Here is a 25,087-nt window from a genome sequence, read left to right as displayed (position 1 = left end):
AAAAACTTTTATTTCATGTTACAATAAACGTAATTATTACTAGAATAAGATAGAAAGGTTGAAAGTAGGTGACATCATGGGAAAAATCATTGCTATTGCCAATCAAAAAGGTGGCGTTGGAAAAACAACAACATCTGTTAATTTAGGGGCTGGATTGGCACAAGTAGGTAAAAAAGTCCTTCTTGTAGATATTGACGCTCAAGGAAATGCAACGACTGGTGTGGGAATTGAAAAATCCGAATTAGATCAATGTATTTACAATGTTCTTGTGGAAGATGCAGATGTTCAAGGGGTTATACGTAAAACCGCAACTGAAAACTTAGATGTTCTACCCGCTACAATTCAATTGGCAGGTGCTGAAATTGAATTGGTACCGACTATTTCCCGGGAAGTACGTTTACAAAGGGCATTACAGCCAGTTCGTGATGAATACGACTATATTATTATCGACTGTCCCCCGTCCTTAGGGTTATTAACGATTAATGCATTAACCGCAGCAGATTCTGTTATTATTCCTGTTCAATGCGAATATTACGCACTAGAAGGATTAAGTCAGCTATTAAATACAGTTCGACTTGTGCAAAAGCACTTAAATAAAAATCTAGCAATTCAAGGTGTATTGCTAACGATGTTGGATGCCCGCACGAATTTAGGGATCCAGGTTATAGATGAAGTGAAAAAATACTTTAGGGATAAAGTATACCGTTCGATTATTCCTCGTAATGTTCGTTTAAGTGAAGCACCAAGTCATGGGAAACCAATTATGCAGTATGACGCTAAATCAAGAGGGGCAGAAGTATATATAGATTTAGCAGAGGAAGTGATTGCAGGTGGCTAAAGGATTAGGGAGAGGAATTAATGTGTTTTTTCCTGATTTAGATGTGAAAGAAGAAGAGGCAATTCAGGAGATTGTGATAACTGAATTAAGACCGAATCCATATCAACCACGTAAACACTTTAATAAAGAGGCAATTCAAGAATTATCGGCCTCTATTAAAGAACACGGCATATTGCAACCGTTAATTGCTAGGAAGAGTATTAAAGGATATGAAATTGTTGCAGGTGAAAGAAGATATCGTGCTGCCAAAGAGGCAGGGCTCGAAAAGGTACCTGCTGTTGTAAGACAATTAAATGAGCAGCAAATGATGGAGTTTGCATTGCTTGAAAACTTACAACGAGAAGATTTAAACCCAATGGAAGAAGCAATGGCATATCAAATGTTAATGAATGAGCTAAATGTAACGCAAGAACAATTAGCAAAACGTCTTGGTAAGAGCAGACCTTACATTGCAAATTATACGCGGTTATTAAGCCTCCCTCCATTTGTGCAAGATATGATTGCAAATGGTCAACTTTCAATGGCCCATGGGAGAACTTTGCTTACGATAAAAGATGAAGAACAATTGAAATCTTTATTAAAACGAATCGAAAAAGAAGGATTAAACGTTCGTCAATTAGAGAAAATTGTTCAGGAGATTAATCAACGCGTTTCACGTGAAACAAAACAAGTGAAAAAAGAGAGAAACATATTTTTCGTAGAACGCGAAACGTTCTTAAGAGAAAAGTTTGGCACAGATGTGAAAATTAAAGAAACGAAAAAAGAAAAAGGTAAAATTGAAATTGAATTTTTTAATAAAGAAGATTTAAATCGTATTTTAGAATTATTAGCGCAGAAAAACTAAAAAGCAAACCATCTTATTATTTATAGATGGTTTGCTTTTTTTAATACAGATAATTTTTGGTCTGTTTCTTTTATACTTTGTGCAATTACATCAGCCATTTTCATGACTAAACTTAATCGTGTATTTTGCAGGACGAAAAACTCCATAAAACCATTTAGATTTACGATGCCATGAATATGTAAATCACCAACTGCAGGTAATTTCTTGTTCATCGCAGCTCCAGGTTTACTAGGCCCCATTCCGGTAGTAATGGAACCGATGCTTTGAGACTTTCCTAAACAGGCATCGACCGCAATTATAAATGAAGTAGGATTATCTTTCTGTATATTCCGAATTCTTTCTTCTAAATTTAGCGCATGCACTGGCTCGTCTAGTGTGCCGAACACTTGGAAGTTTTTAATTCCTACTTGTTCTAGTTTCGTACCGACTAACGGACCGAGTGCATCGCCTGTAGAACGGTCTGTGCCGATACAAACGAGAATAATCGGTATATTCGTTTTAATAGGGATATGGGAAAGTAAGAAGTTACTAATTGTCTCGGAGGCTTCTACGTCTTGGTGCATAACATTTTGAGTTTCTTTTTCGAAAAAGGGTAAGCGAAAACTTCCAATATTCATGAAGCATCCATCCTTTTAATAAATTTTCAAAATATGTTATATGGTGAGTAAAATGGAAAACTATAAGTGCGTACTTCCTGTAAAATTTGAGTGAAAACGGAAATAATAGTACTAGTATATATATATTCGTTCCATTTTATACCTGCATGGAAGTTAACAAATGCAATTAAAGTCATAAAAATTTTTCAGAAATGAGGGTGACTTCTGATACAATGAGAAGGATAATTAAAAAGAAATTTTAGCTGGAGAGGTAGAGGTACATGGATTTAGCGTTGAAATGGTTTGAGTCCATTGATTGGACGAATATAGGTGTGAAATCACTAAAAATAGTCGTTATTTTAATACTTGGTGCAATTATTGTGCGAGTTGCGCGTGCAATTGTACGAAATGCGTTTCGTATGGGAAGCCGTTCGCCAATTCAAATTTCAGAACGTCGTACAGTTACAGTAGCGAAGTTACTTGAAAATATTGTGGCATACGTTGTTATGTTCATTATGTTAATTGCGATTTTGGGTGTGTTTAATATTAATGCATCTGGTTTATTAGCGGGTGCCGGGGTAATTGGTTTAGCAGTCGGATTTGGTGCTCAAAGTTTAGTGAAAGATGTTATTACGGGGTTATTTATTTTGCTAGAAGATCAATTTTCAGTAGGTGACTATGTAAAAATTGGTCAGTTTGAAGGTGTCGTTCTAGAAATTGGACTTCGTACAACAAAAGTAAAGAGTTGGACAGGCGAAATTCATACTTTACCAAATGGAAGTATCATTCAAGTTACGAACTATTCCGTTAGTAATAGTGTAGCATTTGTTGATGTATCCATTTCGTATGAGGCTGACATAGCGAAAGCGGAGCAAGTTATTGAAGAGTTATTAGAAGAATTACCTGCACAGTATACGCAAATGGTAGCAAAGCCTCAGTTATTAGGTGTGCAAACATTGGCTGCATCAGAAGTTATATTACGTGTTATTGCGGAAGTAGAGCCGATGCAACATGCGGTTGTTGCAAGAGCCCTTCGTAAAGAAATTAAAAATCGTCTAGATTTACATGGGATTGAAATTCCATATCCACGTATGGTTTTATATAATCGTGAAGAATTGGTGAGTGGAAAAGCAATTTAGTATGGAGAGGGGTTTGGAGAATGGAGCAAAAGCAGTATAACTTGTACGATGTTGTGGAAATGAAGAAAGCCCACCCATGTGGTGAGAATCGCTGGAAGATTATTCGTATGGGAATGGATATCCGCATTAAGTGCGAGGGATGTGACCATTCAGTAATGATTCCTCGAAGAGAATTTGATCGTAAGGTGAAAAAAATACTTGTGAAGCACGAAGAATAGAGAGAAAGTAACAGTTGCAATGGGCAGCTGTTACTTTTTTCGTTTGGAGGAAACTTGTCATTTTTTTCGTTACTATCTATAATGATGAAAGATTGAGACATAGGAGTGAAAAATATGGGATTAACGGCTGGGATTGTTGGATTACCTAACGTAGGGAAGTCAACTTTATTTAATGCAATTACACAAGCAGGAGCAGAATCTGCAAACTATCCATTCTGTACAATTGATCCAAACGTAGGGATTGTAGAAGTACCAGATGAGCGTTTAAATAAATTAACGGAATTAGTAGAACCGAAAAAAACTGTTCCGACTGTATTTGAGTTTACTGATATTGCAGGTATCGTAAAAGGTGCTAGTAAAGGTGAAGGTTTAGGAAATAAATTCTTATCTCACATTCGCCAAGTAGATGCAATTTGCCAAGTTGTTCGTTGTTTTGAAGACGAAAATATTACACACGTTTCAGGGAAAGTAGATCCAATCGATGATATTGAAACAATCAACTTAGAGCTAATCTTAGCGGATTTGGAATCTGTTGATAAACGTATCGAACGAGTTGCGAAGTTAGCAAGACAAAAAGATAAAGAAGCTGTATATGAGCATGAAATTTTAGTTCGTTTAAAAGAAGCTTTTGAAGAGGGAAAACCAGCTCGTACTGTTGAATTTGCAGAAGAGCAAATGAAAATTGTTAAAGGCCTTCATTTACTTACAACGAAAGAAATGCTATACGTAGCAAACGTAAGTGAAGATGATATTATGGATCCTTCTGAAAATAAATATGTAAAAATGGTAAAAGAATTTGCTGCAAATGAAAATTCTCAAGTAATCGTTGTATGTGCAAAAATCGAAGAAGAAATCGCTGAGCTAGATGAGGAAGAGAAAAAAGTATTCCTTGAAGAACTAGGCATTGAAGAATCTGGTTTAGATCAATTAATTCGTGCTGCATATGATTTATTAGGACTTGCTACTTACTTCACAGCTGGTGTGCAAGAAGTACGTGCATGGACGTTTAAACAAGGTATGAAAGCACCACAATGTGCTGGCGTAATTCATACAGACTTTGAGCGTGGATTTATTCGTGCGGAAACAGTTTCTTACGAAGACTTAATGACAAACGGTTCTATGACAGCTGCAAAAGAAGCTGGTAAAGTTCGTTTAGAAGGAAAAGAGTATATCGTAAAAGACGGAGACGTTATGCACTTCCGCTTCAACGTTTAATTCAATATTTCCTAGGAAAAATAAAGATATGAGCTTGGCAAATATATTATGTGTTTGCCAAGTTTTTTATGCATGGGTGAGTTGATTCATCTAACTTACTATGATATAATCTAAACTCGTGAGTAATTACTATAAATTAATTGCTCCTTGCCCATTATGGGCCGTTTAGACCAAAAGGAGGTGAAAGTGTAATGAGAAAGTACGAAATTATGTACATCATTCGTCCTGGCGTTGAAGAAGAAGCTCAAAAAGCTTTAGTTGAACGTTTCGCAGGTGTTTTAACAAACAATGGTGCAGAAATCATTAACACGAAAGAGTGGGGTAAGCGTCGTTTAGCTTACGAAATCAACGACTTACGTGAAGGTTTCTACATGATCTTAAACGTGAACTCTAACGCAGAAGCGATTAACGAATTCGACCGTTTAGCTAAGATCAACGAAGACATCCTTCGTCATATCGTTGTTAAAGAAGAAGAAAAATAATTGATATATAAGGGAGAGTGGTTCGATTGATGAATCGTGTTATCCTCGTTGGTCGTTTAACTAAGGACCCTGACTTACGTTACACGCCCAATGGTGTTGCAGTAGCTACTTTTACGTTAGCTGTGAATCGCGCATTTGCGAATCAACAAGGTGAGCGTGAAGCTGACTTTATTAATTGTGTAATATGGCGTAAACAAGCAGAAAACGTAGCAAATTATTTGAAAAAAGGTAGCTTAGCAGGCGTAGATGGACGTCTTCAAACTCGTAATTACGATGGACAAGATGGTAAACGTGTATATGTAACAGAAGTTCTTGCGGAAAGCGTACAATTTTTAGAGCCGCGTAATGGCGGTGGGGAGCAACGTGGTTCATTTAATCAGCAACCATCAGGAGCTGGTTTCGGTAACCAAAGCTCTAACCCATTTGGTCAATCTAGTAATCAAGGCAACCAAGGTAACCAAGGGAACTCTGGATTTACGAAGAATGACGATCCATTTTCAAATGTAGGTCAACCGATCGACATTTCCGACGACGATTTACCGTTCTAATACAGTAAATTAGTTAGTTTTAACAAAGAATGGAGGGAATAGACATGGCAGGACGCAAAGGTGGACGTGCGAAACGTCGTAAGGTGTGTTTCTTCACATCTAACGGCATCACTCGCATTGACTATAAAGATGTTGATTTATTAAAACGTTTCGTTTCTGAGCGTGGTAAAATTTTACCTCGTCGTGTAACAGGAACAAGCGCAAAATACCAACGCAAACTTACAGTTGCAATTAAACGTGCTCGTCAAATGGCACTTTTACCATATGTTGGTGAATAATAGCGTATGAAATGCACAGTAGAGTCGGACTCTACTGTGCATTTTGCTATGCTTTTCTTTTTTTGAAAGAGAGGTTAGATGATGAAGAATACGAAATTTATTACTGAGGGTGCAGCGCTGTTAGCTATATATGCAATGTTATTGCTTATATCTATGTATGTTCCAATCTTAGGTACAGTTGTAACGTTTGCGTTGCCATTGCCGTTTATATTGCTAACGATAAGATATAGATTATCTAACGCCTTTATAGTTTTTACTGCGGCGCTTTTTATTACTGTTATTGTCAGTCAGCCGATGAACCTAGTAAAGACAACTATGTTTGGATTGATAGGTATCGTTTTAGGATATATGTATAAAAAACGAAAAAAGCCGGTAGAAACTTTAATGGCGGGGACGCTTGCGTACTTAATTGGTATTATGCTCATTTATGTTGCGAGTATAAAGTTTTTTAACATAGATTTAATGAAGCAAATGCAAAATATGCTTAATGAAAGTATGGCGCAAAGTGAAAAAATAGTCACTACTGCTGGTATGTCTATTAGTAAAGAGCAAAAAGAATTATTTGCACAATTTAATGATGTGTTACAAACGTTATTCCCAAGTTTGCTTGTAATGGTCTCGGTATGTTTTTCTTGGATTACAGTTATGATATCAGGTAGTGTTTTGAGAAAACTAAAGCATGACGTTATACCTTGGCCTAAATTTAAAGATATACAATTACCAAAGAGTATTGTTTGGTATTACGTTATATTTATTTTGCTATCAACTTTTATAAAAGTAGAACCGACATCATATTTACATATGGTATTTTCTAACCTATATGTCATATTTGCTTTACTACTAGTACTGCAAGGTCTGACATTTATCGCTTTTATAGCGCATAGCAAAGGTTTTACGAAAGGAGTTCCTATTATTAGTTTTATTGTCTGCATGTTTATTCCGATGCTGTTTCCTCTTGTGACAATCTTAGGTATAATTGATTTAGGGATTTCATTGCGTTCTAAAATAGGAGGATAAAGTAATATTCCTTATACTATTTTAATCTGTTTAACTAACTGGAAGGAGAGTTAGTTTTACTTTATAGGAGTTGTATACATGCCTGAATTTTATAAGAAACAGTGGTTTTTATATCCTGTTTATGTATTGGCATTTTTCGTGTTTGTGCTCATTGCGATCCTCTGTTATTTTCATTTAATTATGGGGATATCCACCTTTTTTATCTTTTGCATTGTACTTTTTGTTGTTATACGCTTTGAACTGACCTTTCAAAGGAATTTCGAAAAGTATACGACAGATATGATTACAAGAGTAAAGAAAGTGAGTAATGAGGCGTTTAACCAAATGCCGATTGGTATTTTGTTATACAATAAGGATTATGGGATTGATTGGGCGAATCCTTATTTATCTTCATGTCTAGGACAGCATGCATTAGCTGGATGGCATCTTTATGATGTATCAGAAACGTTACTTCTTTTTATTAAGGGAGAAACTTCCGATGATATAGTCTCTTTAAATAACCGAAAGTTTCGCGTTTTTGTAAGGAAAGAAGAAAAGTTAATTTATTTCTTTGATGTAACGGAACAAACAGAGATTGAAAAGATGTACGAGGATCAACGCACTGTTTTGGCTGTCATTTATTTAGATAATTATGATGAGGTTACACAAGGGTTAGATGATCAATTACGTACGAATATAACAAGTCTTGTAACATCACGACTAAATGAATGGGCCGTTAAGTATGGGGCATATTTAAAACGTGCATCTTCAGAAAGATTCTTCGTTGTACTAAATGAGAGTATTTTAGCACAGATGGAGAAAGGGAAATTTAGCATTTTAGATCAGGTGCGTGAAGAAACATCCAAAAGGAATATACCACTTACCTTAAGTGTAGGTGTTGGATCAGGGGATTTACCTTTATCAGAGCTTGGGGCAATGGCTCAGTCTGGTTTAGACCTTGCGCTTGGCCGTGGTGGAGATCAAGTAGCTATTAAACAAGCGACAGGTAAAGTTAAGTTTTATGGTGGTAAGACAAATCCAGTTGAAAAACGTACTCGTGTACGTGCCAGAGTTATTTCGCATGCATTAAAGGATTTAGTATTAGAAAGTAGTAATGTCATTATAATGGGGCATAGGGCTCCTGATATGGACGCAATTGGTGCTGCGATTGGTATTTTAAAGGTAGCGCAATTAAATGAGCGTAAAGGATATATTGTGTTAGATGAAAATGATTCTGATAAGGGAATTAAGCGTTTGATGGATAAAGTGAAACAAAACGAAGAGTTATGGTCTCACTTTATTACCCCAGGACAAGCGATGGAATTTGCAAATGATGATTCATTACTTGTTGTTGTTGATACGCATAAACCTTCAATGGTGATGGAAGAAAAACTGTTACACAAAATTGAAAATGTAGTTGTTATTGACCATCATCGCCGGGGAGAAGATTTTATTGAAGATCCATTGCTTGTTTATATGGAGCCATACGCTTCCTCCACGGCAGAACTTGTTACAGAATTACTTGAGTACCAACCGAAAAATTTAAAAATGACAATGTTGGAAGCAACGGCATTGTTAGCAGGTATTATTGTTGATACGAAAAGCTTTACATTCCGGACGGGTGCTCGTACGTTTGATGCCGCTTCTTATTTACGCTCACATGGTGCAGATACTGTACTTGTACAAGAGCTTTTAAAAGAAGATATGGATCAGTATTTACGGGTTGCAAAAGCTATTAAAAATGCGTACATTTATACAAATGGAATTGCGATCGCAAAAGTTGATAGTGATGATTACTACGATCAAGTGCTTATTGCGCAATCAGCGGACACATTATTAACAATGACAGGAATTATTGCGTCATTTGTTATTGCAAAACGTGGCGAGAATTTCATTGGAATTAGCGGCAGGTCTTTAGGTGAAGTGAACGTGCAACTAATTATGGAAAATTTAGGCGGTGGTGGGCATTTAACGAATGCAGCCACACAAATGAAAAATGTTACAGTAGATGAAGCTGAGGAGAAGCTTCGATTTGTTATTGATGACTATTTACAGGGAGGCACACAATCATGAAAGTAATTTTTCTAAAAGACGTAAAAGGTAAAGGGAAAAAAGGAGAAATAAAAAACGTACCAGATGGCTATGCAAATAACTTCTTACTAAAACAAGGATTAGCTGCTGAAGCGACAAATAGCAGTATGAAAACTTTAGAAGCTCAAAAGCGAAAAGAAGAAAAAGATGCAGCAGCAGAGGTTGAAAATGCAAAAGAGTTGAAAGAAACGTTAGAGAAACTAACTGTAGAAGTAAAGGCGAAATCTGGAGAAGGTGGCCGTCTATTCGGTTCAATCACAAGTAAACAAATCGTAGATGCAATGCAAAAATCACATAAAATTAAACTTGATAAACGTAAATTTGAAATGGATGATGCGATTCGTGCATTAGGCTATACAAACGTTACTGTGAAGTTGCATCCGCAAGTAACTGCAACAGTAAAAGTTCATGTTAGTGAACAATAAAAATAAGTTAAGCAAGGAGGATTGCGTATGAGTGATGTAATGGCTGATCGTACCCCTCCACATAATATAGAGGCTGAGCAGGCGGTTTTAGGGGCCATATTAATTGATCAAGATGCGTTAACATCAGCATCGGAACTATTGGTACCTGACTCATTTTATCGAACGAAACATCAAAAGATTTTTGAAGTCATGCTTGGGTTATCTGATAAAGGAGAGCCGATTGACTTAGTAATAATGACGTCAGCAATGGCTGATCAAGGATTATTAGAAGAAGTTGGTGGGGTTTCTTACTTAGCAGAATTAGCAGAAGTTGTTCCAACCGCTGCTAACGTAGAATATTATGCACGAATCATCGCTGAAAAAGCGCTATTACGTCGTTTGATTCGAACAGCAACTCATATCGTGTCTGATGGGTATGAGAGAGAAGATGACGTGGATGGTCTTTTAAATGAGGCTGAGAAAAAAATATTAGAAGTATCTCACCAAACGAATGCAAAAGCATTCCAAAACATTAAAGATGTTCTTGTAGATGCTTACGATAAAATTGAACTTTTGCATAATCAAAAAGGTGAAGTTACTGGGATACCAACTGGATTTACAGAATTAGATAAGATGACCGCAGGTTTCCAGCGAAATGATTTAATTATCGTAGCGGCACGTCCATCAGTAGGGAAAACCGCATTTTCATTAAATATCGCACAAAACGTAGCGACGAAAACTGATGAAAATGTAGCGATTTTTAGTCTAGAGATGGGCTCTGATCAGCTTGTTATGCGTATGCTTTGTGCAGAAGGGAATATTGATGCGCAAAGACTGCGTACCGGTTCATTAACTTCTGATGATTGGGCAAAATTAACAATGGCGATGGGTAGCCTTTCTAATGCTGGTATCTATATTGATGATACACCAGGGATTAAAGTAAATGAGATTCGAGCGAAATGCCGTAGATTAAAGCAAGAACAAGGTCTTGGGATGGTTTTGATTGACTATTTACAGCTTATTCAAGGAAGCGGGAAATCAGGAGAAAACCGTCAGCAGGAAGTATCTGAGATTTCTCGTACATTAAAAGGGATTGCGCGTGAATTGCAAGTGCCTGTTATTGCCTTGTCACAGTTATCTCGTGGGGTAGAATCTCGTCAAGATAAACGTCCGATGATGTCTGACATTCGTGAATCAGGAAGTATCGAGCAGGATGCCGATATTGTAGCTTTCTTATATCGTGAAGATTACTATGACCGGGAAACGGAAAATAAAAATACGATTGAAATTATTATTGCAAAGCAGCGTAACGGTCCCGTAGGCTCAGTAGAGCTCGCATTCGTTAAAGAGTTCAATAAGTTCGTTAACTTAGAACGTCGCTTCGAGGATGGACATGCGCCGCCTGCATAAAGAGAGTATAAAAAAGAAACGCATTTCTTATAATAAGATGTGTTTCTTTTTTTTTTATAGGAAAGATAAGGCTTTCATAATGTGAAAATATAATTCTTACGAACGAAAATGTTTTTTAATAAAAAAATGTTCGCTTTTTGGTTGACTTCTTTTTCGGTTTTGGTACAATTATATTGTTTGAATAGATCGTTTGAAAATCGCGGAGGTGCTTTAATAATGTCTTCAGTAGTAGTTGTAGGAACACAATGGGGCGACGAAGGAAAAGGTAAAATCACTGATTTTCTTTCTGAGCATGCGGAAGTAGTTGCAAGATATCAAGGTGGAAATAACGCGGGACATACAATTGTTTTCGGCGGAGTTAAATATAAATTACACTTAATTCCATCTGGTATTTTCTATAAAGAGAAAATTTGTGTAATCGGAAATGGCTTAGTAGTAGATCCGAAAGCATTACTTGAAGAGTTAAAATACTTACACGATCGTGGTGTAAGTACTGATAATTTACGTGTAAGTAACCGTGCGCACGTTATTTTACCTTATCACTTAAAACAAGATGAGTTAGAAGAAGCAAGTAAAGGTGATAACAAAATCGGTACAACGAAAAAAGGTATCGGTCCTGCATATATGGATAAAGCTGCTCGTATTGGTATTCGTATGGCTGATCTTTTAGACCGTGAAGCATTTAAAGAAAAGCTTGAGCGCAATTTAGTAGAAAAAAATCGTTTATTTGAAAAAATGTACGATACAGAAGGTTTCAGTGTAGAAGAAATCTTCGAAGAGTACTTCGAGTACGGACAACAAATCGCGCAATATGTATGTGATACATCTGTTGTACTAAATGATGCACTAGATAACAATCACCGTGTATTATTTGAAGGTGCACAAGGTGTTATGCTTGATATCGACCACGGTACGTATCCGTTCGTTACATCTTCTAACCCGATTGCTGGTGGTGTAACAGTTGGAACTGGAGTTGGCCCTGCGAAAGTTACTCGCGTTGTAGGTGTGTGTAAAGCATATACAAGCCGCGTAGGTGATGGTCCGTTCCCTACGGAGCTTCATGATGAAATTGGTCATCAAATTCGTGAAGTTGGTCGTGAGTACGGAACGACAACTGGTCGTCCACGCCGCGTAGGCTGGTTCGATAGCGTTGTTGTAAGACATGCACGTCGTGTTAGTGGTTTAACAGATTTATCATTAAATTCTATCGACGTTCTAACAGGTATTCCGACTCTTAAAATTTGCGTTGCTTACAAATACAATGGCGAAGTTATCGATGAAGTTCCAGCAAACTTAAACATTTTAGCGAAATGTGAGCCTGTATACGAAGAACTTCCAGGTTGGACAGAAGATATTACTGGTGTAAAATCATTAGACGAGCTTCCTGAAAATGCACGAAAATACGTAGAACGTGTTTCTGATTTAACAGGAATTCAATTATCTATGTTCTCAGTTGGACCAGATCGTAACCAAACAAATATCGTTCGTAACGTATACGAAGCTTAATTGATATTTTTGAGAAAAAACTCATGTCCGCATGAGTTTTTTCTTATCTTTTATAAAAAAATAAAAAAAGGTATTGCAAAAAACAAATAAAACATGTTATGATACATCTTGTCGTCACGAAAATATGACGTTGGTGAGTATGAGCCATTAGCTCAGTTGGTAGAGCATCTGACTTTTAATCAGAGGGTCGAAGGTTCGAATCCTTCATGGCTCACCATTTTATTTTTCGTGGCCCGTTGGTCAAGTGGTTAAGACACCGCCCTTTCACGGCGGTAACACGGGTTCGAATCCCGTACGGGTCATGTTTTTTTTATGTTCATTTTTGGTCCCGTGGTGTAGTGGTTAACATGCCTGCCTGTCACGCAGGAGATCGCCGGTTCGACCCCGGTCGGGACCGCCACTTTTGTTTATACCACCATTAGTGGTTTTATATATAGTTTTGGCTCGGTAGCTCAGTCGGTAGAGCAGAGGACTGAAAATCCTCGTGTCGGCGGTTCGATTCCGTCCCGAGCCACTCTCAGGATATTAAGTGGGCCCACTTAATATCCTTTTTATTTGTGTAATTTTACAAAAGTGAGTAGTTATTTTAAAATAGAATGAGAAGCCTCTAGCAGTTGAAGCTAGAGGTTTTTCTATAGATCGTATAGGATTCCGTGTAAAAGTGGATCATACATGAGTCTGTGAGAATAGAGGAGAAAGTACTTAAGCAAAAGATGCGGCCATATAGGGACATACTATGTAGACATCAATGTGTTTAGGGATATTGACCATATTTTTACCCCGCATTAACGGGCAGTAAGACCCACCCCAAAATTCAACGAAGGTAAAGAAGTTAGGTGCGAGATCAACTGCACGTAAATGCCCGATTAAAGTTTCACTTTATAAGGAGGAAATAGACGATGATGGGAAAGAAAATTTTAGTAGTTGATGATGAAAAGCCGATTGCGGATATTTTGAAGTTCAACCTAGAAAAAGAAGGTTTTGAAATTGTAATGGCGCATGATGGTGATGAAGCGATTGAAAAAGCGAATGAAGAGCAGCCAGATATGGTTTTATTAGATATTATGCTACCAGGTAAGGATGGCTTGGAGGTTTGCCGTGAAATACGTAAAAGCTCGGAAATGCCGATTATTATGCTTACAGCAAAGGACTCTGAAATTGATAAAGTATTAGGGCTTGAGCTTGGAGCAGATGATTATGTAACAAAGCCATTTAGTACGAGGGAATTACTTGCTCGTGTGAAGGCGAATTTACGTCGCCATCAACAAGGTGGTGCTGCAGAAAAAGAAGAAAATACGGAAATGGTTATTGGACCAATCGTTATCAATTCAAATGCGTATAGTGTAACGAAACGTGAGGAAAATATTGAACTTACACATCGTGAATTTGAGCTACTACATTATTTAGCCAAACATTTAGGACAAGTTATGACTCGTGAGCATTTATTACAAACAGTTTGGGGTTATGACTATTTTGGAGATGTACGTACAGTGGATGTAACAGTGCGTCGTTTACGTGAAAAAATTGAAGATAATCCAAGTCATCCCACTTTAATTGTAACTAGACGTGGAGTAGGGTATTACTTGCGTGACCCAGAGCAGGAATAGTATATGAAGAAAGTTGGTTTTTTTCAATCTATTCATTTAAAATTTGTACTCATATACATGCTATTAATATTAATAGCAATGCAAGTTATTGGAGTATATTTCGTAAGGGAGTTAGAAAAGAGTCTTGTACAAGGCTTTAGAGATTCTTTAACGCAGCAAACGAACTTATTAGCATATAACTTGAAACAAGAGTTTAAAAAAAGTCATACAAAAGCAGAAACAGAATCAACAGATGAAACGATTAAAACTTCAATTCGAAAATTTGCCTCTGATCGAAAGAAAGATATCCAAGAGGTAAGTGTATTTGATTCGAATAGAAAGTTGCTTGCTATTTCAGATGAGTCAAAGCAAAACAAGGTAAATAGAACATCAACTGATATAGCTGTTCAGCGGGTATTGGTACAAAAAAAACCAGAAATAAAAATTGAGAAGGATGGTCGTACAGGCCATCGTGTACAAGTTATGCTTACTCCTATTCTAGATGACAACGGAAAAGATGCACTTGGTGCTATTTACATTGTTGCATCTATGGAAGATGTTTATAAACAGATGAAGGATATTAATCAAATTTTTGCGACTGGAACCGTTATTGCATTACTCGTAACGGCTGTACTTGGAATTTTGTTAGCTCAAACGATTACGAGGCCAATCTCAGATATGCGAAGACAAGCGATTGAAATGGCAAAAGGAAACTATTCGAGAAAAGTAAAAGTGCATAGCCATGATGAAATTGGACAATTAGCATTATCTTTCAATAATTTATCCAAAAAATTACAACAAGCTCGTTCTTCAACGGAGAGTGAAAGACGTAAATTGTCATCCGTTCTATCACATATGACAGATGGAGTCATTGCTACTGACCGAAAAGGGGACATTATTTTATTAAATGACCCTGCGGAAAAGATGCTAAATGTTTCGCGTGAAACGGCGCTCGATCAATCTGTTTTAGAAGTATTAGGGATACAAGAAGAATTTACGCTCGATCATTTATACGAAGAGCCTGATTCTGTTTTATTAGATTTTAGTACGAGAAATGAGCCATATATTTTACGTGCTAGTTTCTCTGTTATTCAAAAAGAGACAGGGAAAGCAAATGGCTTGATTGCCGTATTATATGATGTAACTGAGCAGGAGCGTATAGAAAGGGAACGCCGCGAGTTTGTGGCAAACGTTTCTCATGAATTAAGAACGCCATTAACAACGATGCGCAGTTACTTAGAGGCACTTACGGACGGTGCGTGGCAAGATCCGAATATTGCACCGCAATTTTTAACCGTTACACAAGAAGAAACAGAAAGAATGATTAGACTTGTAAATGCGTTATTACAACTATCTAAACTTGATAGTACAGAACATCGTTTAATGAAAGAATGGGTCGACTTTACTGACTTCTTTAATAACATTATTGATCGTTTTGAAATGTCTAAAGAGCAAAACGTAAGTTTCAAACGATCTTTCTCTAAAAAATCTCGATTTATTGATATGGATACGGATAAAATTACGCAAGTATTGTATAACATTATTTCGAATGCATTAAAGTATTCACCAGAAGGTGGAACAGTAACATATCGCTTACGTGATCGCGGTGAATTATTAGAGATTAGTGTAAGTGACCAAGGAATGGGTATTCCGAAAGAGAACGTCGATAAAATCTTTGAACGTTTTTATCGCGTAGATAAAGCACGTTCAAGACAAATGGGTGGTACAGGACTTGGATTAGCAATTGCGAAGGAAATGATTGAGGCACATGGTGGCTCAATTTGGGCGAAGAGTGAGGAAGGAAAAGGGACAACTATTTATTTCACATTGCCAATGGCAGCGGATGAAGAGGACGATTGGGAATGAGCATGGAAAATGTTAAAACGATAGTTTTAATTAATTTAGTTGTAATTAGCCTATTTCTTACTTTTAACTTATGGACGTATGTGCCAGATTCCACGTCTATGCAAAACGCAAAATTTGTACAGGGGAATGAAGGAACTACTCAAACTAAAATTGCTGATGTTGTACGCCCTACTTCTATCATCGCGCATAAAGATCAAAATCATTACGGGAGTGAAAGAGAGGGAGATATAGAATCAATCTATAAAACTTTGGAAGCAGGGGAATTACATGGTTTCAAAGAGATATCGATTGCTAAAGCTGATTTCCTTTCTTATGTGCATGGTGAAGGGAAAATTGAACTTGTTTTTCCTACCAATATCCCATTTGATGCCGTTAAATCTATGTTTAATATGAAAGAAAAAAGTATAGATAAGCCTAAACATTTTAATCGAATTATTCTTGACCCTTCTAGAAGTAGGGATCAAGAAATTAAAGTTAATTTTGTTTCTGATGGTGATAACTCTAGAATATATGAAGCAAAATTAAGTGGTGTGTATTTAAAAGATATTGTAAACGCACAAAATCAATTTATAGTATCAGCGAAACCTTATTTTGATTATCAAATTAATGATACGAAAAAGATATTTTTATCAGATGGAACGACGGAATTAAGTAATATAACATATATTTCATCTAATTTAGCGGTTGATACATTTAAGAATGCTCTATTTAGTGACCCGCGTTATTTAAGCCCTATTACCGAGAAATCGAAAGAAACATTTACAGATGGTATTAGGTCTATGGAGATTGAAAATGATCATCATATGCTAAAGTATAAAAACTCTTCTGTTTCAAATGAGAAAACGCCAGATAATTTAATGCTTTTACAAAAAAGCTTTGATTTTGTAAATGGCCACAGCGGGAGTTTGGATTCATATCGTTTGGACTATATGAATAAAGGACAGACCGTATTTCGTTTACATGAAGATGGATATTCCGTATTTAATACAGATGGATTAGCTGAATTGAGACAAGTATGGGGATCAGAAGAAGTAATGGAATATGAAAGACCATTGTTGTCTTTAAATACGAAAGGTATAGAACAGAAGGTTACTCTTCCATCAGGTCACGTTGTAATAGCATCTTTAGAAAATAATGCCGCGGTAGATAAAAGATTTATTAAAGACATTGGTATTGGATACAAATTATCACTAGATGGGCAAGTAGCTCGACTACAGCCAATTTGGTATGTAAAGTTTGTTGAAGATGAAGCTGGTAAACAAAAAATATATGAGTGGAGTGAGGGAGGACTAAATGGATTGGGATCGGATTAAAACCATATTTATTGTGACCTTTTTTGTTTTGGACCTCTTTCTCATTTTTCAATTCATTCAAAAGCAAGATAGTAATCAATTGGAGCTTATTGCAGAAACAAAGATAGATCAAGAATTAAAAGCAAACAAAATTACTATGGGTAATTTCCCTAAAGAACCGAAAAAAGAGGCATTTATTAGGGCGGAAAATAAGGCATTTAAAGAAGAAGATGTACAGTCTTTAAAGAGTCAAACGGCGCATATACAAAATATGTACAAGATAGAAAGTAAGCTAAAAGAGCCCTTTTTAAATACAAAATCATTATCCAAAGATAAGTATAGTGATTTTTTAAAGAACTATGTATTGGATGGACAAAAGTATGAGTTTGGAGCGATGAAAGACTCTAAAATTTACTTCTTCCAAAAATATAAAGATAAGCCTATTTTCTATAACGATCAGGCAATGATTGTTGTGGAATTAAATGAAAAAAATGAAATGGTGTCGTACACGCAGACGATGCTAACTGATTTAAAAGAAATGGGCGAAAGTGAAAAAACGAAACAGCAAGAAATTATTACTGCCCAAACGGCTTTAGAAAATCTGTATTTAAAAAATAAAGTTCATGGGAATACACATGTAAAAGAAGCACAAATTGGTTATGCCAACCTTACCGCATCTACTTCTAATAACCAAGTACTTGCTCCAACATGGAACTTAAAAACGGAGCAGAAGCAGGACTTCTTTGTAAATGCAATTGAAGGACAAGTTATGGAATTAGGGGAAAGGGAAAATCAAGTGGTTGATGAACATACTGGAGTGAGAAAGAATGGGGTTGCATTTTAGCGTACTTGCAAGTGGAAGTACAGGGAATATGCTATATGTAGGAACAGATGAGAAGAAATTACTCGTCGATGCAGGTTTAAGTGGTAAAGCAACAGAGGCTTTATTTAAACAGGCAGAACTAAATATAAATGATGTATCGGGTATTCTTGTAACACATGAACATAGTGATCATATTAAAGGATTAGGTGTATTGGCACGTAAATATGATTTGCCTGTTTATGCAAATGAGAAAACATGGAATGCAATGGAACACTTAATAGGAAATATCCCAACTGAGCAAAAGTTCATTTTCTCAGTTGGGGATGTGAAAACATTCGGTGATATTGAGGTCGAGTCATTTGGGGTTTCTCATGATGCGGCAGAGCCGATGTTCTATGCTTTTCACAACAATAATAGAAAGTTAGCCCTTATTACAGATACGGGATACGTGAGTGACCGTATGAAAGGTGTTATTAAGGGGGCTAATGCTTTCGTGTTTGAAAGTAATCATGACGTGGAAATGCTTCGTATGGGACGTTATCCATGGAGTATTAAGCGACGTATTTTAAGTGATGTAGGGCACGTTTGTAATGAGGACGCTGCATTAGCAATGGCGGATGTAATTACAGATGAGACAAAACATATTTATTTAGCCCATTTAAGTTTAGATAATAACATGAAAGAACTAGCACGTATGTCAGTATCACAAGTACTAGAGGAAAAAGGATTTGGAGTGGGAGAAGCTTTTGAAATTCACGACACAGATCCGAAAATGCCTACAAAAATTCAATACGTATAATTCTTCATTTTAGTAAACAATAAAGGTGAATATAGTTGTTTTCAGGAAGATAGGTGAACAAATATGTCCTTTATTGATGAAGAAAATTACCGTATGAAACGTGCAAGAAAAAAGAAGCATAAAGGTATTGTTATTTCTAGTATAGCAGGAACAATTGTAGGAGCTTCGTTATTTGCATTTGGAGCTCCTTTATTTGCGAATGATGCGGGCGCGCTTCCACAAGCTGAAGCAAGTGGAAGTAATATGGCCGAAGCTCAAGGAATTAAACAGATTAGCTTCGTTGATGCTGTTGATCGTGCGTCTGAAGCTGTTGTTGGTGTTATTAATATTCAACGAGATAATTTTTCAGAGGCAGATTCAGAAGCTGGTACAGGATCGGGTGTAATTTATAAAAAGACAGATGGCCAAGCTTATATCGTAACGAATAATCATGTTGTTGCTGGAGCAAATCGTATTGAAGTAAGTTTAAGTGACGGTAAGAAGGTTCCTGGGAAAGTATTAGGAACCGATATAGTCACAGATTTAGCTGTACTAGAAATAGATGCAAAGCATGTGAAAAAAATAATTGAGATTGGCGACTCTAATACTGTTCGTAGAGGAGAACCGGTCATTGCGATTGGAAACCCACTCGGGCTGCAATTTTCTGGAACTGTCACACAAGGCATTATTTCGGCTAAGGAACGTATTGTTCCTGTAGATTTGGATCAAGATGGACATTACGATTGGCAAGTAGAAGTATTGCAAACAGACGCAGCAATTAATCCAGGTAATAGTGGTGGTGCGCTTGTAAATGCCGCAGGCCAATTAATTGGCATTAACTCAATGAAAATTGCAGCAAAAGAAGTAGAAGGAATTGGACTAGCTATTCCAGTTACTAGAGCTGTTCCAATTATGAATGAATTAGAGAAGTATGGAAAAGTAAGGAGACCGTATGTTGGAATTGAACTTAGATCGTTAAATGAGATTCCAAACTATCATTGGTCAAAAACATTGCATTTACCAGGTAATGTAACAGAGGGAGTTTGCATTTTAGATGTGAAAAGTCCTTCGCCAGGTATAGATGCTGGTTTACGAGAACACGATGTGATTGTAGCAGTAGATGGAAAACCGGTTCGCGATATTATCGGATTCCGTACGGCCTTATATGATAAAAAAATTAATGATAAAATGACTCTTACGTTTTATCGTGGTACAAAACGAGCAACAACAACGGTTAAACTAGGCATTCAAAAGTATTAAAAACAGGAGGGCCTACCTCCTGTTTTCTATTGTAGAAAAGTGAGGTGAAGAATATGAATTTACCTTGTTGTTTAGAACATGTTGAATTGGCTTTAGATATTATTGTGGATGAGTGTGAAGTTGCACCAGTTATCAACAATGTGGATAACTCGGAAAAAGAGAAAAAAACATGTGAATTTTGTCAAAACGAGGCGACATATGTTGTATCGAACACAGATTCTCACACAATATGTGGGTAACAATTGTGGATATGTGGATAAGTTATGTGGATAACATGTTTGTAAGGTGGGGAATGAGTGTGAATATCTCGATTATTTCAATTGGGAAATTAAAAGAAAAATATTTAAAACAAGGTATAGCAGAATACTTAAAACGATTATCTGCATACGCAAAAGTAGAAGTAATTGAATTGCCAGATGAAAAGGCGCCAGAAAATTTAAGTGAAGCAGAAATGTTAATTGTAAAAGAAAAAGAAGGTATACGTATACTGGATAAAATTTCTGACGATACGCATGTCATTGCGTTAGCAATAGAAGGAAAACAAAAATCATCAGAAGAATTTGCAGTAAGCTTAGATCGTCTTGCTACATATGGAAAGAGTAAAGTTGCTTTTGTAATTGGAGGATCACTTGGACTAAGTTCAGAAGTAATGAAGCGTTCAAATGAATCTCTTTCTTTTTCAAAGATGACATTACCACACCAATTAATGCGATTAGTATTGCTTGAGCAAGTGTATAGAGCATTTCGTATTAATCGTGGGGAACCGTATCATAAATAAAATTACTTTTTGTATTTAAAAAGAGTAAAAAAGACCATTGGACAAAAACCACCGATGGTCTTTTAAACATTAATAGGTAGTACGAAGGTTTCCTAAAATAAGTATGTTTCTATTTCTAAAAAAGTGTGATGTAATATGAAGAGGAAAAAAGTATAAGTAGTCATAGAAGTGAGGAATTAAAGGTGAAGAAGTTTAAAAAGTTTTACTTGGAGATTACGAGTGTATGTAATCTTGCGTGCAGCTTTTGTCCGCCGACGGAAAGGCAGAAGCAGTTCATTTCTGTGGAGGATTTTGCGAAAAGATTAGACCAAATTAAACCTCACACAGACTACATTTATTTGCACGTGAAGGGTGAGCCATTGCTCCATCCAAAAATAGATCAATTGTTAGATTTAAGCCATGAAAAAGGGTTTAAAGTTAATATTACAACGAACGGAACGTTAATTAATAAGAGAAGGCATAGACTGTTAAATAAACCTGCGTTAAGACAAATGAATTTTTCATTGCACAGTTTTGATGGACATCCAGGTTCGCAAGATAAAGAAGGTTATGTAAGAAGTATACTTTCCTTTATTAGAGAGGCGACAAGTCAATCGGATTTAATTGTTTCACTTAGATTATGGAATTTAACTCAGGATAATAAAACGAATGCTGAAATCCAGAAAAATAGAGATTTATTATCTATCATTGAAAATGAGTTTGGTCTATCTTATCAAATCGAAGAGAAGCTTACACCAGGAAAAGGTATAAAAATTGCGGAACGTGTCTTTATTAATCAAGACTATGAATTCCAGTGGCCGGCATTACATGAAGAAGAGGATGACGGAAAAGGATTCTGTCATGGTCTTCGAAATCAAGCAGGTATTTTAGCGAACGGAACGGTTATTCCTTGTTGTTTAGATGGTGAAGGGATTATTAACCTTGGGAATATTAATAATGACTCATTTTCTAACATTATAGAAGGTGAAAGAGCAACAAACATTGTCGATGGATTTTCTAAAAGAGTTGCAGTCGAAGAGCTATGTAGGAAATGTGGATACCGTAAAAGATTTGGAAAATAAATATGAAACAAGCCCTCATAAAGCGAGGGCTTATTTTTTATTCTTGATAAGAACGTTCCAATTCATCAATTAAGGAACCGACGTAAGAAACAGCTTTACGTATTGCATCTGGTTTTGACATATCGACTCCGGCATGTTTCATTAATTCAAGTGGTTTCATCGTACCACCAGCGCGAAGTACATCTAACCAGCGATCAACGGCAGGTTGTCCTTCCTCTTTAATCATTTGAGCTACCGCAGTAGATGCAGTGAGGCCTGCGGAATAGGTGTAAGAATATAAGCCCATATAGTAATGAGGTTGACGCATCCAAGTTAAGCCAGCATCTTCGTCAATTTCTACCGAATTTCCCCAGAATGTCGAAAGTACATCTGTTTTTATTTCAGTTAAAGTTGTAGCTGTAAGTGCTTCTCCTTCTTCTGCTAGCGTATATACTCTTCTTTGATATTCTCCCTCAAGTAAGTGAGTAACAAAGTTATGATAATATGTGCCAAGTAGTTGCAGAATCACCCATCTGCGCATTCTCTTATCGTCAGTAGTCGCTAATAAATGCTGGGCTAATAGTAATTCATTCATGGTAGATGGCGCTTCAACAAAGTACATAGATGGACGTACATTCATAATACGCTGGTTTTTATTTGCTAAATAAAAATGACCAGCATGCCCAAATTCATGGGCTAATGTGAAGCATCCACGCATCGTATTTTGCCATGTAATTAAAATGTATGGATGAGAACCATATGGGCTTGAACAAAATGCTCCGGTTGATTTTCCTACGTTATCTGCAAGATCAACCCATCTTTCTTGGAATCCTTTTTGGATAATGGAACTATATTCATCGCCTAATACCTTTAAAGAATATTGGATTAATTTACCAGCCTCCTTGTATGTGATGGTTGGATTAAATTCGGGATCTAAAGGTGCATGTAAGTCGCAGAACAGCATTTGATCGAGTCCTAATACTTTCTTTTTTAAACCTGCAAAACGGCGCATATGAGGCGCTAATTCTTTATAAATAATATCAAGTTGATTGTTATACATTTCAAGTGGAACTTGTTGAGGTTCTAAAAGCATATGAGTAACAGATTCAAATTTGCGTAAACGAGAGAGGGTTACTTGTTTTTTTACTTCAGTAGCATATGTTGTTGCCATTGTATTTTTATATCGCTTTAAGGTGGAAACAAATGATGAGTATGCTTTTCTGCGTATGTCTACGCTTGGAGAGAACTCATATTTGCTTTCAAATAATGAAAATGATACAGGGAGTTCATTTCCTTTTTCGTCTTGTATGGAGGTAAAATCCATATCGGCTAATTTAGTCATACCGTAAATTTTGTATGGGGAACTATGTACTTCGCCAAGTGCAGCAAGAGCTTCTTCTGTTTCAGGAGAGAGCGTGTGCGGCCTTTTTTGTAGTATGTCTAGTAATGATTTACGGAAAGGTTCGAGTTTTGTTTCTTCAGCTAAATATTTTTCAATTGTTCCTTCGTCGAATGAGAGGATTTCATTATGGATAAAGGACAGTGCGGTATGTACTTTCGTCCATAAAGCAGCAATTTTGGAAGAGTTCGCTTGAATAATTGGATTTGTACGATCAGTGGATTCTTTTAAATTTGCATAGGAGTATAGTTTTGTTAACGCCATTAAAAGCTCTTCTTCTAAAAGTAGGCAATGTAAGAAGGTAGTGGCGCTAGTATGTAATTGTCCTTTAAACGCATCCAGTTTTTTTATATCGTTTGTTAATACACGTGATGCAGTTTCCCAATCTTTATCAGATTCGAATAAATCAGAGAGGTCCCATGTTAGTTCAGTAGGGACTTCTGCGCGAATATGGCGTTTCTCAATTACGTGTTTCATTTGTTATATCCCCCTTATTATAAGTATCTAAAAACATGATACTAGAAAATTCAGTAAAATGAAAATATTTTACATTTTTATACATGAAAAAGAAGGACAAGCATAAAAACGCTTGTCCTTCGAGTTAAATTTAAAAATTAATATACTTTATCCCCGTTGAAAATAGAGTTTTTCACGACTACATAATCTACAGTACGAATTGAGTCTAATTTTGTTCCACCAGCGTAAGAGATAGAAGATTGAAGATCTTGTTCCATTTCGATTAAAGTGTCTTCTAAAGAACCTTTATGCTCAACGAACATTTTCTTACCTTCAACGTTTTTCTTCTCGCCTTTTTGGAATTCAGAAGCTGAACCGAAGTACTCTTTATAAAGTTTGCCGTCTTTTTCGATTGTTTCCCCTGGAGACTCTTCATGACCAGCAAATAGAGAACCGATCATAACCATAGTCGCTCCAAATCGAATAGATTTAGCTACGTCGCCGTGTGTACGAATACCACCGTCAGCGATAATTGGCTTACTTGCAGCTTTTGCACACCAGCGAAGTGCAGCTAGTTGCCAACCGCCAGTTCCAAAGCCTGTTTTAATTTTAGTAATACAAACTTTACCAGGTCCAATACCGACTTTTGTTGCGTCAGCACCAGCGTTTTCTAATTCTCTTACCGCTTCTGGAGTTCCAACGTTTCCAGCGATAACGAAGCTTTCTGGTAAATGCTTTTTAATATGTTGAATCATGTTGATTACAGCATTAGAATGTCCGTGTGCAATATCAATCGTGATGTATTCAGGTGTAAGTTGCTCAGCAGCTAATTGTTGTACGAATTCATACTCGTCCTCTTTTACACCAACGCTAATAGAAGCGATTAATCCACGTGATTGCATATCTCTAATGAATGAGATACGTTTCTCTGGTTGGAAACGATGCATGATATAGAAGTAATTGTTTTCAGCTAAATAAGTTGCAATTCTTTCATCAATAATCGTTTGCATATTCGCAGGTACGACAGGTAATTTAAATTTATGTTTACCTAAAGTGACAGTTGTATCACATTCAGAGCGGCTGTTTACAATACATTTTGCAGGAATTAATTGAATATCTTCATAGTCGAATACGTTTTCCATCATTTACACCCCTAAAATACGAATATTTTATTTGTTTTGTTTAAAAATGTTCGTCCAAAAGATAATTTACATTATTTTCACTCATAAGTCAAAGGTTTTCAT

25 protein-coding genes and 4 tRNA genes are annotated in these 25,087 nt (G+C 36.5%); 26 read left to right on the top strand and 3 right to left on the bottom strand.

Annotated elements, in window-relative coordinates; genetic code table 11:
• The first annotated feature begins 76 nt into the window (after positions 1–76).
• On the top strand, positions 77–838 hold the full coding sequence (gene soj, locus NHG49_RS27650) for a sporulation initiation inhibitor protein Soj (protein ID WP_000516117.1): 762 nt from the start codon (positions 77–79) through the stop codon (positions 836–838).
• Positions 831–1,682 (top strand): stage 0 sporulation protein Spo0J, encoded by an 852-nt coding sequence (spo0J, locus tag NHG49_RS27645; RefSeq protein ID WP_001051813.1) that lies wholly within the window; start codon positions 831–833, stop codon positions 1,680–1,682. The genes soj and spo0J overlap by 8 nt, the downstream gene beginning before the upstream one ends.
• Before the next feature lie 20 nt (positions 1,683–1,702).
• Here spo0J and yyaC read toward each other — a convergent pair whose 3' ends face one another.
• On the bottom strand, positions 1,703–2,299 hold the full coding sequence (gene yyaC / locus NHG49_RS27640) for a spore protease YyaC (protein ID WP_088047701.1): 597 nt from the start codon (positions 2,297–2,299) through the stop codon (positions 1,703–1,705).
• A gap of 260 nt (positions 2,300–2,559) precedes the next feature.
• Between yyaC and NHG49_RS27635 the strand changes: the two genes are divergently transcribed.
• From NHG49_RS27635 to NHG49_RS27520, 24 genes are all read left to right on the top strand, one after another.
• Positions 2,560–3,417, top strand: coding sequence for a mechanosensitive ion channel family protein (locus tag NHG49_RS27635; RefSeq protein ID WP_000362298.1), 858 nt, complete (start codon positions 2,560–2,562; stop codon positions 3,415–3,417).
• A gap of 20 nt (positions 3,418–3,437) precedes the next feature.
• A complete protein-coding gene (locus tag NHG49_RS27630; protein WP_000436051.1) occupies positions 3,438–3,635 on the top strand; it encodes a DUF951 domain-containing protein in 198 nt (65 codons plus the stop codon).
• 114 nt (positions 3,636–3,749) lie between these two features.
• The gene (gene ychF / locus NHG49_RS27625) at positions 3,750–4,850 is read left to right on the top strand and encodes a redox-regulated ATPase YchF (RefSeq protein ID WP_088047702.1); all 1,101 of its coding nucleotides are present in this window, start codon (positions 3,750–3,752) and stop codon (positions 4,848–4,850) included.
• A 191-nt stretch (positions 4,851–5,041) separates the two neighbouring features.
• Positions 5,042–5,332, top strand: coding sequence for a 30S ribosomal protein S6 (gene rpsF, locus NHG49_RS27620; RefSeq protein WP_001233781.1), 291 nt, complete (start codon positions 5,042–5,044; stop codon positions 5,330–5,332).
• A gap of 26 nt (positions 5,333–5,358) precedes the next feature.
• On the top strand, positions 5,359–5,880 hold the full coding sequence (gene ssb, locus NHG49_RS27615) for a single-stranded DNA-binding protein (RefSeq protein WP_064460038.1): 522 nt from the start codon (positions 5,359–5,361) through the stop codon (positions 5,878–5,880).
• A 44-nt stretch (positions 5,881–5,924) separates the two neighbouring features.
• Positions 5,925–6,158 (top strand): 30S ribosomal protein S18, encoded by a 234-nt coding sequence (gene rpsR, locus NHG49_RS27610; RefSeq protein WP_000918874.1) that lies wholly within the window; start codon positions 5,925–5,927, stop codon positions 6,156–6,158.
• 81 nt (positions 6,159–6,239) lie between these two features.
• Positions 6,240–7,175 (top strand): YybS family protein, encoded by a 936-nt coding sequence (locus NHG49_RS27605; RefSeq protein WP_064475176.1) that lies wholly within the window; start codon positions 6,240–6,242, stop codon positions 7,173–7,175.
• 78 nt (positions 7,176–7,253) lie between these two features.
• A complete protein-coding gene (locus NHG49_RS27600) occupies positions 7,254–9,227 on the top strand; it encodes a DHH family phosphoesterase (RefSeq protein WP_001113891.1) in 1,974 nt (657 codons plus the stop codon).
• A complete protein-coding gene (gene rplI / locus NHG49_RS27595) occupies positions 9,224–9,670 on the top strand; it encodes a 50S ribosomal protein L9 (protein WP_000864225.1) in 447 nt (148 codons plus the stop codon). The genes NHG49_RS27600 and rplI overlap by 4 nt, the downstream gene beginning before the upstream one ends.
• Before the next feature lie 27 nt (positions 9,671–9,697).
• Entirely contained in the window at positions 9,698–11,059 is a 1,362-nt protein-coding gene (dnaB, locus tag NHG49_RS27590) for a replicative DNA helicase (protein WP_001286242.1), read from the top strand.
• Positions 11,060–11,275: 216 nt separating this feature from the next.
• Positions 11,276–12,565, top strand: a complete 1,290-nt coding sequence (locus tag NHG49_RS27585) for an adenylosuccinate synthase (protein ID WP_064475178.1) — start codon at positions 11,276–11,278, stop codon at positions 12,563–12,565.
• Positions 12,566–12,706: 141 nt separating this feature from the next.
• Positions 12,707–12,782 (top strand) — tRNA-Lys (locus NHG49_RS27580).
• A 13-nt stretch (positions 12,783–12,795) separates the two neighbouring features.
• Positions 12,796–12,867 (top strand) — tRNA-Glu (locus tag NHG49_RS27575).
• A gap of 22 nt (positions 12,868–12,889) precedes the next feature.
• Positions 12,890–12,965: transfer RNA gene (locus NHG49_RS27570), tRNA-Asp, on the top strand.
• 41 nt (positions 12,966–13,006) lie between these two features.
• Positions 13,007–13,079: transfer RNA gene (locus NHG49_RS27565), tRNA-Phe, on the top strand.
• Between the two features lie 385 nt (positions 13,080–13,464).
• On the top strand, positions 13,465–14,172 hold the full coding sequence (gene walR / locus NHG49_RS27560; protein WP_000971866.1) for a cell wall metabolism DNA-binding response regulator WalR: 708 nt from the start codon (positions 13,465–13,467) through the stop codon (positions 14,170–14,172).
• A 3-nt stretch (positions 14,173–14,175) separates the two neighbouring features.
• Positions 14,176–16,017: a cell wall metabolism sensor histidine kinase WalK gene (gene walK / locus NHG49_RS27555; RefSeq protein WP_064475998.1), complete on the top strand. Its 1,842-nt coding sequence runs from the start codon at positions 14,176–14,178 to the stop codon at positions 16,015–16,017.
• Positions 16,014–17,330: a YycH family regulatory protein gene (locus NHG49_RS27550; protein ID WP_088047703.1), complete on the top strand. Its 1,317-nt coding sequence runs from the start codon at positions 16,014–16,016 to the stop codon at positions 17,328–17,330. Before walK ends, NHG49_RS27550 begins: the two co-directional genes overlap by 4 nt.
• Positions 17,311–18,153: a two-component system regulatory protein YycI gene (locus NHG49_RS27545; protein WP_064476000.1), complete on the top strand. Its 843-nt coding sequence runs from the start codon at positions 17,311–17,313 to the stop codon at positions 18,151–18,153. The genes NHG49_RS27550 and NHG49_RS27545 overlap by 20 nt, the downstream gene beginning before the upstream one ends.
• Positions 18,137–18,931 carry an MBL fold metallo-hydrolase gene (locus tag NHG49_RS27540; RefSeq protein ID WP_000522836.1) on the top strand — a complete coding sequence of 265 codons (795 nt, stop codon included), beginning with the start codon at positions 18,137–18,139 and terminating at the stop codon, positions 18,929–18,931. Before NHG49_RS27545 ends, NHG49_RS27540 begins: the two co-directional genes overlap by 17 nt.
• Before the next feature lie 63 nt (positions 18,932–18,994).
• A complete protein-coding gene (locus NHG49_RS27535) occupies positions 18,995–20,170 on the top strand; it encodes a S1C family serine protease (RefSeq protein ID WP_064476001.1) in 1,176 nt (391 codons plus the stop codon).
• Positions 20,171–20,223: 53 nt separating this feature from the next.
• Entirely contained in the window at positions 20,224–20,409 is a 186-nt protein-coding gene (locus NHG49_RS27530; RefSeq protein WP_001052827.1) for a CxxH/CxxC protein, read from the top strand.
• A gap of 59 nt (positions 20,410–20,468) precedes the next feature.
• Positions 20,469–20,948, top strand: a complete 480-nt coding sequence (rlmH, locus tag NHG49_RS27525) for a 23S rRNA (pseudouridine(1915)-N(3))-methyltransferase RlmH (RefSeq protein ID WP_001027003.1) — start codon at positions 20,469–20,471, stop codon at positions 20,946–20,948.
• Positions 20,949–21,130: 182 nt separating this feature from the next.
• A complete protein-coding gene (locus NHG49_RS27520; RefSeq protein WP_000713629.1) occupies positions 21,131–22,009 on the top strand; it encodes a radical SAM/SPASM domain-containing protein in 879 nt (292 codons plus the stop codon).
• 37 nt (positions 22,010–22,046) lie between these two features.
• Here NHG49_RS27520 and pepF read toward each other — a convergent pair whose 3' ends face one another.
• Together pepF and guaC are read right to left on the bottom strand one after the other, a co-directional pair.
• The gene (pepF, locus tag NHG49_RS27515; RefSeq protein WP_088047704.1) at positions 22,047–23,864 is read right to left on the bottom strand and encodes an oligoendopeptidase F; all 1,818 of its coding nucleotides are present in this window, start codon (positions 23,862–23,864) and stop codon (positions 22,047–22,049) included.
• A gap of 137 nt (positions 23,865–24,001) precedes the next feature.
• On the bottom strand, positions 24,002–24,985 hold the full coding sequence (gene guaC, locus NHG49_RS27510) for a GMP reductase (RefSeq protein WP_000432444.1): 984 nt from the start codon (positions 24,983–24,985) through the stop codon (positions 24,002–24,004).
• Positions 24,986–25,087 lie beyond the last annotated feature (102 nt).

The organism is Bacillus sp. IBL03825, assembly GCF_024712505.1.
Lineage (GTDB): Bacteria > Bacillota > Bacilli > Bacillales > Bacillaceae_G > Bacillus_A > Bacillus_A wiedmannii.
The sequence above is the reverse complement of the archived record's forward strand: the minus strand, read 5'-3'. Positions and strand labels throughout refer to the sequence as shown.